Below are 15,040 nucleotides of genomic sequence, written 5' to 3'. Positions count from 1 at the left end.
TCGCTGCGACCGGGACGAAACGCGCCCGCCCGCTCTACCGCTTCTTGAGCGACTTCTCCGAGACCGGCGCCTCGCCCGACGCGGCGAGCGCGGCGTAGTACTCGCGCGCCTCGTTCTGACGCTCGAGCTCGGCGCCCGACGCGATCGGCGCACGCACGTGCTCCGGGGCGAAGCCGTACGCGTCCACGAGGTCCTGCGCGTGCGGGCGCAGGCGGGCGGCGAGCCGGTCGATGTAGCGGCCGACGCTCGCGGCCCGCTGAGCGGACAGGCGGCCGTTGATGAGGTACCACGCGAGGTGCTTCTCGATGAGGTGCAGACCGAACAGGTCGCGCAGCCACGTCAGCACGTGCTTCGTGCCCTCGTCGGAGATGCGGTTCACGCCGTCGGTGAACGCCTCCCACTGCAGCAGTTCGCCGTGCGCGCGTGCCGCTTCGATGAGCTCCGCCTGATGGCTGTTGAAGAGCGCGGCAGCCTCTGCCGGTGAGAGCTTGGACGCCGGGCGCAGGGCGGCCGCGACATCCGACACCATCTGCTGCACGCGTCCGGCGAGGAGGTCGTGCTGCTGATCCTCACGAAGGCCGAGCTCGACCGACCGCGCCGTCGACCCGAAGTCGGCGACCGACTGACCGAGCTGACGCAGGCCCGCGCCGTGGAACACCTTGCCGGCGGTCTGGCCCACGGCGAAGCGGGCGAGGGTCGCGGCATCCGCCCCCCTGAACTGCTTCGCGAAGTCGGCCAGCAGCCTCTTGCCCACGAGCTGCAGGAGAACATTGTTGTCGCCCTCGAAGGTGACGTAGACGTCGAGGTCCTGGTGCAGTCCCACCATGCGGTTCTCGGCGAGGAAGCCGGCGCCGCCGCACGCTTCGCGGGCCTCTTGCACGGTGTCCAGCGCGTTCCACGTCGACAGCGGCTTGAGCGCGGCGGCGAGGGTCTCGAGGTCCTCGCGCTCCTCGGCGGTGTCGGTCCGGCCCGAGAAGACGCCGTCGTACTTGCGCAGCAGCTCGTCGTGGCTGAAGAACTGCGCGTAGTTCTGCGCGAGCAGCGGCAGCAGCCGGCGCTGATGCTTGCCGTAGTCGAGCAGCACGACCTCGGGCGTTCCGGAGCCCGAGTCGAACTGACGCCGCTGGTTCGCGTAGGTCACCGCGATGTGGAGCGCGAGCGCGGTGCCGGTCGTCGCGGCGCCGTCGAGCGAGACCCGTCCCTGGACGAGGGCGCCGAGCATCGTGAAGAACCGGCGTCCGGGGCTGGGGATGTCGGAGCTGTAGGTTCCGTCCGGCGCGACGTCGCCGTAGCGGTTGAGCAGATTCGTGCGCGGGATGCGGACGTTGTCGAAGTGCAGGCGGCCGTTGTCGATCCCGTTGAGACCGCCCTTCACGCCATCGTCCTCGCCGCCGATGCCCGGGAGGAAGTTCCCCTCGTCGTCGCGGAGGGGCACGAAGAAGCAGTGGACGCCGTAGTTGACGCCGCCCGTGATGAGCTGCGCGAAGACGGTGGCGGCCTTGCCGTGGAGCGCCGCGTTGCCGAGGTAGTCCTTCCACGCCCCGCGGAAGGGCGTGTGGATGACGAACTCCTCGGTCTCGGCGTCGTACGTCGCCGTGGTGCCGATGGCCGCGACATCCGATCCGTGACCGGTCTCGGTCATCGCGAAGGCGCCGGGCAGGCTCATGTCGATGACGCCGGGAAGCCACGTGTCGTGGTGCTCCTTGGTCCCGAGCTGGAAGATCGCCGAGCCGAAGAGGCCCCATTGCACGCCGGATTTGATCTGCAGGCTGGGGTCGGCGAGGACGAGCTCCTCGAAGCCCGCGAGGTTGGCGCCGTTGTCGCCGTGTCCGCCGTACTCCTCGGGGAACGCGCGACGCGACCCGCCGTGCTCGACGAGGAGGTGCAGCTGGGTGAGCGTGCGCTCGCGATGCTCGGACATCGGCTGCCCGTCGATGCGCCAGAACGCGGGATCCTTGATCATCTCGCGGGCCTCGCGGCGCGTCTCGGCCCACGTGCCGAGGAGAAGGTCGGTCACGGCGGCCGCATCGATGCGGGGCTCGGATGCCTCGGCTGCGGTGTGCGGTGCGGTGGGCGCCCCGCCGGCGGGCGTGCGCTTGCTGATGGCGGGCTTGCGGGAGCGGACGGCGGCGTCGGCCATATGCGTCACCTCTCGGTGTCGGAGACAGGAAAGTCGTTTTCGACGGTAGGACTCCCACAACGCCCACTCAAACCGGTTGGAGCAGCTCCACAACACACGGGCGCGTCGAGTCGTGGTCGTGTTGTGCGGACCCCACACCCGGGCAGGATGGCGGGATGCGGGTCATGCTCGAGCAGTGGACGGGGGACGATCTGGAGCTGCTGCGCCGCGCCAACTCGCCCGAGCTGACGCGATACCTCGGCGGGCCCGAGGCCGAGGACGCGCTCCGGCAGCGCCACGAGGAGTACCTCGCCGGCGTCGGCGTGCGGATGCACCGTGTGGTCGTGGACGGTGAGCCCGCCGGTTACGCCGGATGGTGGGAACAGGATCACGAGGGCGAGCCGGCGTACGAGGTCGGGTGCGTCATCGAGCCGGCCTGGCAGGCTCGCGGACTCGCGACGTCGGTGCTGCGCGAGGTGGTGCGGCGCGCCGTCGCGGAGGCGGACGGGCGACCGATCGTCGGCTACGCGCACGCCGAGAACGAGGCATCCCATGCCCTCTGCCGTCGCGTCGGCTTCGAGCTCGAGGGGACGGGGCTGTTCCCGGACGAGCACGGCGGCGAACCCGTTCCGGTGAACGTGTGGGTGATCCGCCCCCGCTGAGAGACGGGTTGCCGACGTCGGAGGGGCTTTCCAGAATGGGGAGTCGACGAGAGGCGGCGCGATGCAGGTCGAACTGCGCCCGTGGAGCGAGGGCGATCTGCCCGTGCTCCAGCGGGCGAACACCCCCGAGATGACGGCGCACTTGGGCGGCCCTGAGTCCGACGACGAGGTACGGGAGCGCCACCGCCGGTATCTGCGACTGAACGCCGCCGGCGAGGCGTGCATGCTGCGCATCGACGTCGACGGCGAGCCCGCGGGCGGAATCGGGTACTGGCAGACCGAGCACGACGGGGTGCCCGCGTACGAGACGGGTTGGAGTGTCGAGCCGCGGTACCAGGGCCGCGGAGTGGCAGGCGCAGCGCTGCGGCAGCTGACTCACCGTGTCGCGGCCGACGGGCAGCGCGCACTGCTCGTGGCCTACCCCGGCGCCGGCAACGCCGCGTCGAACGCGCTCTGCCGACGTGCCGGATTCGAGCACCGCGGGTCGGGCACGACACCCTGGCGTGGCGGGGAACTGACGTTCAACACCTGGGTGCTCGACGTCTCGCCGCTCGACGTGTCAGGCCTCACGGCCGACGTCGAGGAACGGTTCGACGGCGACGCACTCGACCGCGAGCGCTGGTGGCCGTTCTACACGCCGCACTGGTCGTCGCGGGATGCCTCGGCCGCCCGCTCGTCGGTCGGCGCATCCGGACTCGAACTGCGGATCGACGATGAAACGCGGCCCTGGGCGCCCGACCTCGACGGCGACCTGCGGGTGTCGCACCTGCAGACCGGTCAATACTCGGGACCCGTCGGAAGCGCGATCGGACAGCATCGCTTCCGCGACGGGCTGACCGTGCGCGAGGAGCAGCCGGAGCACCGCGGCTGGCTCGTGCGTCACGGCGTCATCGAAGTGAGGATGGCGGCGATCCGGCACCCCGACGTGATGGTCGCGTTCTGGCCGATCGGGTTCGAGGAGCGGCCCGAGGACTGCGGGGAGCTCTGCATCGCCGAGATCTTCGGGAGCGAGCTCGACGACGACGGGGGCTGGGTCGGCGTGGGAGTGAAGCCGCAGAACGACCCGCGACTGCGCGAGGAGTTCGAGAAGGTGCGCGTCGACGGCGATCTGACCGACATGCACGACTACGCCGTCGAGTGGACGCCCGAGCGCGTGCGGTTCTTCATCGACGGGCGATGGGTCAAGACATCCGTCCAGTCGATCGACTACCCGGTGCAGTTCATGCTCGACGTGTACGAGTTCCCACGCGTTGACGGCACTCGCGCCGTCGACGCGCTGCCGCACGTGCTGCGGGTCGAGCGGGTGCGGTCGTTCGCGTTGGCCTGAACTCGCGCGGGCTGCCCGGCCGTCGCGGCCGGAGCGCACCCCGCCCCGTCCGGACACCGGCCGGTCAGGCCGCCGCGATCACCTCGAGCACGGCCTCGCCGTAGGCCTCGCGCTTCTTGGCGCCGATCCCGGTCACCCCGTCGAGGTCGGCGAGCCTCTCCGGCCGCACCTCGGCCAGGGCGCGCAGCGTCGAGTCGCCGAAGACGATGTACGCGGGCACTCCGAGTTCGCGGGCGACCCCCGCGCGCCATTCGCGCAGCGCCTCGAAGAGCGGGCGGTCCCGCTCGGCGAGCGTGTCGGACGCCGAGACCTTGCGCACACGGGGCGCGGAGCCAGACCGGCCGAGCACGTCGCGCCGCAGCGGCACCGGGGTCTCGCCGCGCAGCACGCCGGCCGCGGGCTCGCCGAGCGCGAGCGTGCCGTACTCGCCGCGGGCGATGAGGATGCCCCGGGCGAGCAGCTGCCGGATCACGCTGCGCCAGTCCTGCTCCGACAGGTCGGCCCCGAGGCCGTACGTCGAGAGCGAGTCGTGCCCCTGCTGCCGGATCCGATCGGTCGACGAGCCGCGCAGGATGTCGATGAGGTGGCCGGCGCCGAAGGACTGCCCTCGCTCGCGCTGCAGGCGCACGATGGTCGACAGCAGCTTCTGCGCCGGCACGAGGCCGTCCCAGGTCTCGGGGGCTTCGATGCACGTGTCGCAGTTCCCGCACGGTTCGGACGGCTCACCGAAGTAGGCGAGGAGGTTCTGGCGGCGGCATCCGACCGTCTCGCACAGCCCGAGCATCGCGTCGAGATGCTGACCCAGCCGGTTCTTGAACGCCCGGTCGCCGGGACTCTGGTCGATCATGCGCCGCTGCTGCACGACGTCGCCCAGCCCGTAGGCCATCCACACGACCGAGGGGTCGCCGTCGCGGCCCGCTCGTCCGGTCTCCTGGTAGTACCCCTCGACCGACTTCGGCAGGTCGATGTGGGCGACGAAGCGCACGTCGGGCTTGTCGATCCCCATGCCGAACGCGATGGTCGCGACCATGACCACGCCCTCGTCGCGCAGGAACCGCGACTGATTCGCGGCGCGGACGGATGCCTCCAGCCCGGCGTGATACGGCAGCGCGTCGAAGCCCTGCGTCCGCAGGAACTCGGCTGTCTGCTCGACGGACTTGCGGCTGAGCGCGTACACGATGCCCGCCGACCCCTCGGGCTGCGAGCGGATGAACGCGGCCAGCTGACGCCGCGGGTCGGTCTTGGCGTCGATGCGGTACTGGATGTTGGGCCGGTCGAAGCTCGACACGAAGTGTCGTGCCTCGGGGAGGCGAAGGCGCTCAGTGAGCTCGCGGTGCGTGGCGGGCGTCGCGGTCGCCGTGAGGGCGAGCCGCGGCACGCCGGGGAACCGCTCGGCGAGGTCGCCGAGCGCGAGGTAGTCGGGCCGGAAGTCGTGACCCCACTGCGACACGCAGTGGGCCTCGTCGATCGCGATGACGCTCAGCCTGCCGCGGGCGAGGAACCGCAGGGTGGCCTCGGTGTTGAGACGCTCGGGTGCGACGTACAGCAGGTCGAGCTCGCCGGCGAGATAGGCCTGCTCGACCGCCGCCCGTTCGTGCGGGGCCTGCGTGGAATTGAGATAGGCCGCCCGCACGCCGTTGGCGAGCAGTGCGTCGACCTGGTCGTGCATGAGCGCGATGAGCGGGCTCACGACGAGTCCCGTTCCGGGGCGCAACAGCGCGGGCAGCTGGTAGCAGACGCTCTTTCCGCCGCCCGTGGGCATGAGCACGACGGCGTCACCGCCGGCGATCACGTGCTCGACGATCGCGCCCTGCTCGCCGCGGAAGGCGTCATAGCCGTAGACCTCGTGAAGCACCGCCCGGGGGTCGGCACCCGCGAAGTCGCGCCGCGGCGCAGACGCGAACGCGGGAACCGCATCGCTCTCGGCGCCCTCGAACCGCCCGGAAGGCTCGGCGTAGGGAGGCTCGTCGAACTCCGGCGGTGGCGCGAAGTCATCGGGGTCCCACATGAGATCGGCGTACGGGTCGCCTGGGGGGATGCTCATCCCTCCCAGGGTAACCGCGGCCGCCGACGCCCGCCCCGGTTCCCCGGGCTCGGTGGACCGCCGCGCTCGACGCGCGCCCGGGGAGGAGGCGCCGCGCCTGTCGGGTATGGTCGGGGCCATGCAATGCCGATGAGCCGTCCCCGCATCCGTACGCCGGCGCGTCGAGCGCCGAACCGGCCGCGTCTCGGCGGCCGCGGCATCCGAAAGGCATCGCATTGTTCTTCCCCTCCGACTCCCTTCCCCTGCGGGGCCGCACCGCGCTGGTGACCGGCGTCTCGCGCCGCCGCGGCATCGGGTTCGCCGTCGCGCGACGCTTCGCCGAGCTCGGTGCGAGCGTCTTCATCCACCATTACTCTCCGCACGACACCCCGCTGCCGTGGGGCGGCGACGACCTCGACGCGGTCCGCGACGAGCTGCGCGCGGCACTCGCGGACGACGCCGTCCTCGGTGACGTCAGTGCCGATCTGCGGGATGCCTCGGCCCCCGACGACGTCATCGCCGCCGCTCAGACCCTCACCGGCCGGCTCGACATCCTCGTCTGCAACCACGCCCAGTCCGGCGACGACGGCTCGCTGCTGGACATGACCGCCGAACGCCTCGACGGCTTCTGGTCGGCGAACGCCCGGTCGACGCTGCTCCTCACGCGCGCATACGCCGCGCTGCACGTCACCCAGGCGCCCGGGGCACGACCCGGCGAGCGGACCGAGCGCTCGGGCCCCTTCGCCGAGCCCGTGGGCCGGGTCTTCTGGATGACGTCGGGCCAGATCCACGGACCGATGCGCGGCGAGGTGGCCTACGCCACGAGCAAGGCCGCCCTCGCCGGGATCACCCCGACGGTCGCCGCCGAGCTGCTCGACCTGGGCATCGTCCTCAACACCGTCAACCCCGGCCCGGTGAACACCGGCTACCTCGACCCCGAGACGACGGACCGGCCCCTCGACGAGATCCAGGAGTGGATCCGCACGACGCCGTTCGGCAGAGTCGGACGCCCCGCCGATCCCGCGAACCTCATCGCGTGGCTCGCGACCGACGAAGGCGCATGGGTCGTCGGCCAGGTGCTGACCTCCGACGGCGGCTTCAGTCTCGGCTGAGACTAGAGCCGGAGGACGTGCGTCACGCGCAGCACGGCGGTGCCGGCCTCCTCGGACGCGGCGAGGTCGACCTCGCCGCGGATGCGCCAGTCATGGTCGCCCTCGGGGTCGTCGATGGTCTGCTCGACCCGCCAGACGCCGGCCGAGGCATCCGACTCGTCGATCGTGACCAGCCGCGGCGAGCGCGCCGGCCCGCCCGTCAGGATCTCGTCGTGCTCGTCGAAGTAGGCGTCGAGCGCAGCGGACCAGTCGACGTCCGGGTCGACGGCGAGCAGCTCGTCGTCGCGCTGCAGCGCCGCCAGCTGCACCCGCCGGAACAGCTCGTTGCGCACGAGCACGAGGAACGCGCGCCGATTGGTGAGCACCGACGGCGGGGCCGGCGGCACGACCGGCTCGTCGGGATCGGTCGACGGATTGACCAGCGCCTCCCACTCGTCGACGAGGCTCGAGTCGACCTGCCGCACCAGCTCGCCGAGCCAGGCGATGAGGTCGAGCAGCGACTCGGTCTGCGCCTCGGCCGGCACGGTCTGCCGGATCGCGCGATACGCATCGGAGAGGTAGCGCAGCACCAGCCCCTCGCTGCGGGCCAGCTGGTAGTGCGAGATGAACTCGGCGAACGACATGGCGCGCTCGAACATGTCGCGCACCACCGACTTCGGCGAGAGCTCGAAGTCGCGCACCCACGGCTGGCTCGTCGCGAACACCTCGTACGACTGCGCGAGCAGCTCCTCGAGCGGCTTGGGCCAGGTGACGCCCTCGAGCAGCTCCATCCGCTCGTCGTACTCGATGCCCTCGCGCTTCATCGCGGCGACCGCCTCGCCCCGTGCGAGGAACTGCTGCTGCGACAGCACCGGACGCGGGTCGTCGAGCGTCGCCTCGATCACGCTCACGACATCGAGGGCGTAATGGCCGGTTCCCGCGCCGCCCGGCGCCTCGTCGGGATCGAGCAGGCCGATCGCCGCGAGGGCGAACGGCGACAGCGGCTGATTGAGAGCGAAGTTCGGCTGCAGATCGACGGTGAGACGGATGCCTCCCGCGCCGTCCACCTCGACGACATCCGCCGCCACCAGGGTGCGGAAGATCGCGAGCGCCCGCCGGGCCAGCTCGAACTGCCGCGCGCGGGGTTCGTGGTTGTCGCGCACCAGCGCACGGACGTTCGCGAACACGTCACCGCCGCGCGCGATGACATTGATGAGCATCGCCGCCGTCAGCTGCAGCTGCGGAACGAGAGGCTCGGGCTCGGCATCGACGAGCCGCTCGAACGTGGACTCGCTCCAGTTGACGAAACCCTGCGGGGCCTTCTTGCGCACGACCTTCTTGAGCTTCTTGGGATCGTCTCCGGCCTTGGCGACAGCTGCCGCGTTCTCGATCTCGTGGTCGGGCGCCATCACCACGACCGTGCCGGCGGTGTCGAACCCGGCCCGGCCGGCGCGACCGGCGACCTGATGGAACTCGCGGGCGGTGAGCTGCCGCATCCGCTGTCCGTCGTACTTGGCGAGCGCCGTGATCAGGACCGTGCGGATCGGCACGTTGATGCCGACGCCGAGCGTGTCGGTGCCGCAGATCACGCGCAGAAGACCCCGCTGGGCGAGCGTCTCGACGAGGCGCCGGTACCGCGGCAGCATGCCGGCGTGATGCACGCCGATCCCCGCGCGCACATAGCGAGACAGCGTGCGCCCGAACGCGGTGGTGAAGCGGAAGCCGCCGATGGCCTCGGCGATCGCGTCGCGCTGCTCCCGCGTGATCACCTTGATGCTCGAGAGCGCCTGCGCGCGCTCCATCGCCGCGGCTTGCGAGAAATGGACGACGTACACCGGCGACTGGTTCGTCTGCAGCAGCTCTTCGACCGTCTCGTGCACAGGCGTGCGCGCGTAGGAGAAGTGCAGCGGCACCGGGCGCTCGACGCCGGTGATCCGCGCGGTCGGCCGCCCGGTGCGGCGGGAGAGATCGTCGGCGATCGCGGTCACGTCCCCGAGGGTCGCCGACATCAGCACGAACTGCGCACGCGGCAGCAGGAGGAGCGGCACCTGCCACGCCCAGCCCCGGTCGGGATCGCCGTAGTAGTGGAACTCGTCCATGACCACCTGGTCGGCCGAGGCATCCGCCCCCTGACGCAGCGCGAGGTTCGCCAGGATCTCGGCCGTGCAGCACACGATCGGAGCATCGGGGTTCACGGAGGAGTCGCCCGTGACCATGCCGACGTTCGCGGCGCCGAAGATATCGACGAGCGCGAAGAACTTTTCGCTCACCAGCGCCTTGATCGGCGCCGTGTAGTACGTACGCCCGCCCCTCGCGAGCGCCGCCGCGTGGGCGGCCACGGCGACGAGCGACTTGCCCGTGCCCGTCGGGGTCGACAGGATCACATTCGACCCCGACGCGATCTCGATGATCGCCTCGTCCTGCGCCGGATAGAGAGTGAACCCGCGCTCCTCGGCCCACTCGACGAAACCGGTATAGACGGCGTCGTCGTCGGCGCCGGCCGGCACGGCGTCGAGAAGCGAGAGCATCATCCGAGTCTGCCAGGCCGCGCGAGCGGCCCGGCAGCTCGGACGAATGGGCGGATGCTGCGCGCCTGCGCGCCGGCTACGGCATCAGCGCGGCGGCGATGACGTCAGGGCGGGATGCCCGGGGTCAAGCGGTGGCGGAACACCCGGAGCGGCCCGTACGTTGAAACGGACGACGAAAGGACGCCGATGACCGCCACCGAAGAGATCACCGTCGTGCGCAATGACGAGGACGCCCGCTACGAGGTCCATGTGGGCGACGTGCTCGCCGGCTTCACGACTTTCCGCATCGACGCGCGCGGTCGCCTCAACTTCCCGCACACCGAAGTCGACCCCGCCTTCCGCGGCCGCGGCCTCGCGCAGACCGTCGTGGCCGAGGCCATGGCAGACCTCGCCCGTCGCGGCGAGACCGTCGTGCCGCACTGCCCCGTAGTCGTGAAGTACCTGCGCGAGAACGAGGTGCCGGGCCTCGTCATCGAATGGCCGGCGCACGCCCGGCCGGAGTGACGACCCTGCGATGACACGGCTCGACACCGGCGAAGGCGTGCAGGCCGAGGCATCCGCCGACTGCGACGGCCCGCGCGCACTGCTGCTCGAAGCCCGCGAGGTGCCTCTCGGCGGCGTCCGTGCCATGAACGTGCGGCGCGCGCTGCCCCAGCGCGACCTGCCGCTCGTGGGCGCGTGGTGCTTCCTCGACCGGTTCGGGCCGCAGGTCACGCGCATGCGCGTCGAGCCGCACCCGCACATCGGCCTGCAGACGGTGACCTGGCCGCTGACCGGCGACGTGCGCCACCGCGATTCGGTGGGCAGCGACGTGATCGTGCGCCGGGGTGCGCTCAATCTCATGACGAGCGGCGCCGGCATCTCCCACTCGGAGTACTCGCTGGGGGAGGATGCCGCGCCCCTCGATGCCCTCCAGCTGTGGGTCGCCCTCCCCGAGTCCCGTCGGCACGGCGCACCGGCGTTCGAGCAGCATGCGACGCTCCCCGAGATCGCGCTCGCCGCGGTCGAGGGGGCGGAAGGCGCGGCGACCGTGGTGCTCGGCGACTTCGCCGGCCTCTCGTCGCCCGCGACCGCGTACACGCCGATCGTCGGGGCCGAGGTGCGCGTCCCCACAGGCGCCAGGCTGCGCGTGCCCCTCGATCCGTCGTGGGAGCACGCCCTCGTCGGAGTGATCGGCGAGGCGACGGTGCACGCGGGCACCGAGGACCGCATCGACCTCGACGTCGAGCACCTGCTCTACCTCGGCATCCACCGCGAGGAGATCGAGATCTCGAGCGCGACCGGGGCCACGCTGTTCCTCCTCGGCGGTGAGCCCTTCCCGGACGAGATCGTCATGTGGTGGAACTTCGTCGGCCGCAGCCACGAGGAGATCGTGGTCGCACGGGACGCCTGGGAGTCCGCCGACCCTCGGTTCGGCCGCGTGGTGGACCACGGCGACGAGCGCATCCCGGCACCGCCGCTGCCCGCCGTGCGGCTGACGCGCCGCCGGCGTCGGGTCTGACCCTCCCCTCGAGCGGCGAAGGGCGCCCGGGCCGAAGCCCGGACGCCCTTCGCCTGTGCAACCGTTACGGCACGTCGACCGAGAGCACGGTGCGCACCTGCGAGTCGCCATAGCGGACGACGCCCAGGTAGCTGCCGGCCTCGAGCCCCGACCACGACACGGTGTACTCGGTCGGAACGCTCTCCGTCGCCGCGACCGGGTTGGGCGTCGCAGTGAGCGAGCCGTCACCGGCGGGCATCACGACGGCGCTGGTGCCCTGCCACGTGAACGGCGCGGTGTGCGAGTACACGTGCGCCTCGACCAGGTAGTAGCCGGCGGTGGGCGCCTCGAGCTGGACGGACTCGTCGGCAGCGGCCGACGCGGACGTCCAGGTCTCGTAGTAGCGCCAGTCCTCGGGGCCGACCACGCGGTAGACGAACAGGTCGAGGTCCGACCCGCTGTCGTCCGACGAGTCCAGGGCGAAGCGGGCGAGCTCGGCACCCTCCTCGACCTCGACCACGTAGTAGCTGTAGCCGTCCTCGGCCTCGCCCGTGGTCTCGTCGCCGTCGACCAGCACCTGCTCCTTGGCGAGACCCGCCAGGTTCAGGGCGAGGTCGCCGGTGACGCCGGGCGTGAACTCGACGTCGACGCTTCCGGCCGCGCCGCTGCCCTCCACCGAGGCCGGGGCGTCGGCGGTCACGGGGAACACCGCGATGGGCGAGCGCACGGTCGAGCCGGCGCCGGTCCACGTGAGCGAACCCGTCGACCACGCCTCGACATCCGCGTCGCCCTTGGCGAGCGTGACCGTGAAGGACTTCGTCTCACCGGCCTTCGCGAAGGTGAGGGTGCTGGGTTCGACGGTGACGTCGATGCCGGGAACCGAAGCGGATGCAGTGAAGGTGCCCGCCTTAGTCGAGGTGACCGACCGCGTCACGGTCTGCGGACCCGCGAGCGAACCGATGCCGATCGAAGCGAGGTTGAGGTCGCTCGCGTCGGTCGGCTCCACGCCGAAGTCGAAGAGGTCGAGACCCTGCAGGTACGAGGCCCAGTTCTCCGGGCCGTTGAGGTACAGCAGTCCGGCGTCGAAGTACTTCGTGGGGTCGACGTGTCCGGCACCCTGCGCGAACGGATCGGTGTTGGTCGAGCCGTCGCCGTTCTTCGAGTCGTATGCCGTCGTCATGAGGGCGGACTTGATCTCGGCGGGAGTCGCGTTGGGCTTCTCACCGAGGTAGAGCGCGCCCAGTCCGGCGACGTGCGGCGACGACATCGAGGTGCCCGACTTGAAGCCGAACGTCGCGGCCTCCTTCGGACCGTTGTGGGTGGCGGCGAGGATCGCCACACCCGGTGCGGTCACATCGGGCTTGATGACATCGCTGCCGTCGGCGAGCATCGGTCCGCGGCTGGAGAAGCCGGCGACCACGGGGGTCGGCGTCTCCTCACCGGTCACGTTGTCGCCCACGAGGGTCGCGGTGGCACCGGCCGTGTTGCGCACGTAGTCGAGCAGCGCGGTGCGGTGCTCGGCGTTGAGGTGCACGGTGGGAACGGAGTGGAAGTCGTTGTCGAGCGAACCCGCCGTGACGTTCACGAGGATCATGCCCGTGCCGCCGGCCTCGGCGACCGCCTGCGACTTCTCGACGCGCGCGTTGGTGCCGCGGTCGCACACCACGATCTTCCCGGCGATCTTGGCCGGGTCGAGGGTGTCGAGGAAGCAGAGCGCCGCCTCGGCGGGCGCGGCGCCTGCGGCCGCCGCGTCACCCGCATAGACCACGGGACCGCTGATCGTCTGACCGAACGGCACGGTGACCGACGCCCCGGCCTCCTCGAATCCGTTCGGCAGCTGAACCGTTCCCTCGTACGTCGGAACGGTCGACGCGGCGACGGTCGTGTACCACGGCGCCGCGTGGTCCGCCGTGGACGCACCCGGTCCGTCGTTGCCGGCGCTGACGGCGACATAGACGCCTGCCGCGGCCGCGTTGAAGAACGCGATGTCGTCGGCCTGCAGGACCGTCGTGGCCGCCCCGCCGCCGATCGAGTAGTTGATGACGTCGACGCCGTCTGCAACCGCCCGGTCGATCGCGGCGAGGAGGTCGCTGCCTGCGCAGATGTCGTCCGAGGTCACGAGGTCGTCCGGGCCGACGTAGCACGCCTTGTACGAAGCGACCTTGGCGGCCGGGGCGACGCCCGAGATCTTGCCGAAGTCGACGCCTTCGACGGATGCCTGGACGCCGAAGTTTCCGGCTGCGGTGCTCGCGGTGTGGGAGCCGTGGCCGTCGCCGTCGAGCGGGGACAGGTAGTCGTAGGTGAAGTCGAACCCGGCGGCGGCGGCGCCTTCGCTGAAGTGACGCGCGCCGATGAGCTTGGTGTTGTAGTCGAGCTTGTTCCAGCCCTGACCGATCTCGATGGCGCTGCGGAACTGGCCGCCGTCGGCCTTGTCGAAGACGATGGTGTCGCCGTTGACCGTGTACGGCTCGGCGCCCGGCTTCTTCTTCAGGGGTGCCCCGGCGAAGGACGGGTTGTCGGCGGCGATGCCGGTGTCGATCACACCGACGACGATGCCCTTGCCGGCTTCCTTCACACCGCCGACAGCATCCCAGACGCCGCCGGTGCCCTTGTCGCCGCTGCCGAGCCCGAGGAACTCGGTCGACGGCGTTGCGGTCGGGTGGTACACCTCGTCGGGGTATACCGCGAGCACATCCTTGCTGCCGCGCAGCTTGGCGACCTCGGCGCCGCTGAGGTCGGCGCTGAAGCCGTTCAGCGTGACCTGATACGTCGTGGCCGGCTCGACGCCGGCCTCGGCGGCGACGTCCTTCTGCTGCTTCTTGAGGTGCGCGACGTACTTCTGCGAGTTCGCGGAGTGGGCGTCGAGCTGCTTGCCCTTCGCGGGCTTCGTGCGCGCGATGCCGCTCTCGCCGCCTTCGTAGGTGGCCAGCGGTGCGTCCTTGAGCAGGACGATGTAGCGGCCGGCCGGAGAATCGATCGGAATGGGGGTTCTCACCTCCTCCGGAGCTGCACCGAAGCTTGCGGTTGCTGCTGTGCCGGTGAACAGTGCGGCGAGTGTGACGACCGCGGCTGCCCGCACGGAGGATCTACCCATCAGGGCCCCCATCTAGGTGTACAGGAGTGATGTTGCGCCGCGTCTTCGAGGCGCAACAGGCTCAAACGTAACTTCCGCAACACCCGTCGCAGATGAGGAATATGTGAGAATCGCGGAGTCGCTCGCCAGTACGCTGGGCATGTGGCCAACCCGTCCCGAATCTCGACGAGCGTTCTGCTCACGTGCGCCGCGATCGGCGTCGCAGCGGGCATTCTGCAGGCGATCGCGGGGGTCTCCAGCGGCTTCGTCGTCGCCTTCGCGCCGATCGTCTACGGCCTCGTCCTCGGTGTGCACGTGCTGCCGGGAGTCATCGCGCAGGAGCTGCTCCGCGCGCCGTGGGTGGCGCTGATCACGCATCTCGTCGCCGCGCTCGTCGCCAGCGCGGTCACTCCGGTCTGGATCGGGCGCTACGTCGGCACCGCGCTCCTGATCGGCGGGCTGCAGGAGCTCATCGCCGCCGTGTCGCGCTACCGTCGCTGGGAGCCGTGGCGGTTCTTCCTGTCGTCCGTGATCATCGGCGTGGTCATCGCCGCCGTCATCTGGTTCGCCGCCGACATCGCACGCTTCGCGCTGTGGGGACAGGTCGTCTACGTCGCCCTCTTCGTGCTCGGTCCGGTGCTCTGGACCGCCATCGGCCTCGCGATCGGACGGGCGCTGCGCCGTGCCGGCGTCCCGCGTCAGCGCGGCGCCTAGCGTCATCGACTTCTCCGCCCAGG

At 70.8% G+C, this 15,040-nt stretch carries 10 protein-coding genes; 6 read left to right on the top strand and 4 right to left on the bottom strand.

All coding sequences use genetic code 11. The features are described from left to right. Window positions 1-34 precede the first annotated feature (34 nt). On the bottom strand, window positions 35-2,140 hold the full coding sequence (locus HF323_RS13085) for an acyl-CoA dehydrogenase (protein WP_169583043.1): 2,106 nt from the start codon (window positions 2,138-2,140) through the stop codon (window positions 35-37). A gap of 155 nt (window positions 2,141-2,295) precedes the next feature. Here HF323_RS13085 and HF323_RS13080 point away from each other — a divergent pair, with 155 nt between their 5' ends. After that, a complete protein-coding gene (locus HF323_RS13080; protein ID WP_169583042.1) occupies window positions 2,296-2,781 on the top strand; it encodes a GNAT family protein in 486 nt (161 codons plus the stop codon). A gap of 61 nt (window positions 2,782-2,842) precedes the next feature. Then, window positions 2,843-4,108, top strand: coding sequence for a GNAT family N-acetyltransferase (locus tag HF323_RS13075; RefSeq protein WP_169583041.1), 1,266 nt, complete (start codon window positions 2,843-2,845; stop codon window positions 4,106-4,108). A gap of 64 nt (window positions 4,109-4,172) precedes the next feature. On the opposite strand, the gene recQ is transcribed toward HF323_RS13075, so the two are convergent. Next, window positions 4,173-6,152: a DNA helicase RecQ gene (gene recQ, locus HF323_RS13070; RefSeq protein WP_169583040.1), complete on the bottom strand. Its 1,980-nt coding sequence runs from the start codon at window positions 6,150-6,152 to the stop codon at window positions 4,173-4,175. A 215-nt stretch (window positions 6,153-6,367) separates the two neighbouring features. On the opposite strand from recQ, the gene HF323_RS13065 reads away from it, so the two are divergent. Further along, the gene (locus HF323_RS13065) at window positions 6,368-7,243 is read left to right on the top strand and encodes an SDR family oxidoreductase (RefSeq protein ID WP_169583039.1); all 876 of its coding nucleotides are present in this window, start codon (window positions 6,368-6,370) and stop codon (window positions 7,241-7,243) included. A gap of 2 nt (window positions 7,244-7,245) precedes the next feature. Here the strand turns inward: HF323_RS13065 and HF323_RS13060 are convergent, their stop codons facing one another. Beyond that, complete coding sequence (locus HF323_RS13060; RefSeq protein ID WP_211160579.1) at window positions 7,246-9,753, bottom strand: DEAD/DEAH box helicase; 2,508 nt, start codon at window positions 9,751-9,753, stop codon at window positions 7,246-7,248. 183 nt (window positions 9,754-9,936) lie between these two features. Between HF323_RS13060 and HF323_RS13055 the strand changes: the two genes are divergently transcribed. Both HF323_RS13055 and HF323_RS13050 read left to right on the top strand, forming a co-directional pair. Continuing rightward, window positions 9,937-10,254 carry a GNAT family N-acetyltransferase gene (locus HF323_RS13055; RefSeq protein WP_169583037.1) on the top strand — a complete coding sequence of 106 codons (318 nt, stop codon included), beginning with the start codon at window positions 9,937-9,939 and terminating at the stop codon, window positions 10,252-10,254. A 10-nt stretch (window positions 10,255-10,264) separates the two neighbouring features. Continuing rightward, entirely contained in the window at window positions 10,265-11,251 is a 987-nt protein-coding gene (locus HF323_RS13050) for a pirin family protein (protein WP_169583036.1), read from the top strand. A 64-nt stretch (window positions 11,252-11,315) separates the two neighbouring features. Here the strand turns inward: HF323_RS13050 and HF323_RS13045 are convergent, their stop codons facing one another. Further along, a complete protein-coding gene (locus HF323_RS13045; protein ID WP_169583035.1) occupies window positions 11,316-14,324 on the bottom strand; it encodes a S8 family serine peptidase in 3,009 nt (1,002 codons plus the stop codon). A gap of 141 nt (window positions 14,325-14,465) precedes the next feature. On the opposite strand from HF323_RS13045, the gene HF323_RS13040 reads away from it, so the two are divergent. Then, the gene (locus tag HF323_RS13040; RefSeq protein ID WP_169583034.1) at window positions 14,466-15,017 is read left to right on the top strand and encodes an ECF transporter S component; all 552 of its coding nucleotides are present in this window, start codon (window positions 14,466-14,468) and stop codon (window positions 15,015-15,017) included. Window positions 15,018-15,040 lie beyond the last annotated feature (23 nt).

It is taken from the genome of Microbacterium sp. MF43, from assembly GCF_012847295.1.
Classification (GTDB): Bacteria; Actinomycetota; Actinomycetes; order Actinomycetales; family Microbacteriaceae; genus Microbacterium.
The sequence above is the reverse complement of the archived record's forward strand: the minus strand, read 5'-3'. Positions and strand labels throughout refer to the sequence as shown.

Coding starts and splice junctions, on each gene's coding strand:
- HF323_RS13085 (WP_169583043.1), bottom strand. CDS start 2,140: ATGGCCGACGCCGCCGTCCGCTCCCGCAAGCCCGCCATCAGCAAGCGC.
- HF323_RS13080 (WP_169583042.1), top strand. CDS start 2,296: ATGCGGGTCATGCTCGAGCAGTGGACGGGGGACGATCTGGAGCTGCTG.
- HF323_RS13075 (WP_169583041.1), top strand. CDS start 2,843: ATGCAGGTCGAACTGCGCCCGTGGAGCGAGGGCGATCTGCCCGTGCTC.
- recQ (WP_169583040.1), bottom strand. CDS start 6,152: ATGAGCATCCCCCCAGGCGACCCGTACGCCGATCTCATGTGGGACCCC.
- HF323_RS13060 (WP_211160579.1), bottom strand. CDS start 9,753: ATGATGCTCTCGCTTCTCGACGCCGTGCCGGCCGGCGCCGACGACGAC.
- HF323_RS13055 (WP_169583037.1), top strand. CDS start 9,937: ATGACCGCCACCGAAGAGATCACCGTCGTGCGCAATGACGAGGACGCC.
- HF323_RS13050 (WP_169583036.1), top strand. CDS start 10,265: ATGACACGGCTCGACACCGGCGAAGGCGTGCAGGCCGAGGCATCCGCC.
- HF323_RS13045 (WP_169583035.1), bottom strand. CDS start 14,324: ATGGGTAGATCCTCCGTGCGGGCAGCCGCGGTCGTCACACTCGCCGCA.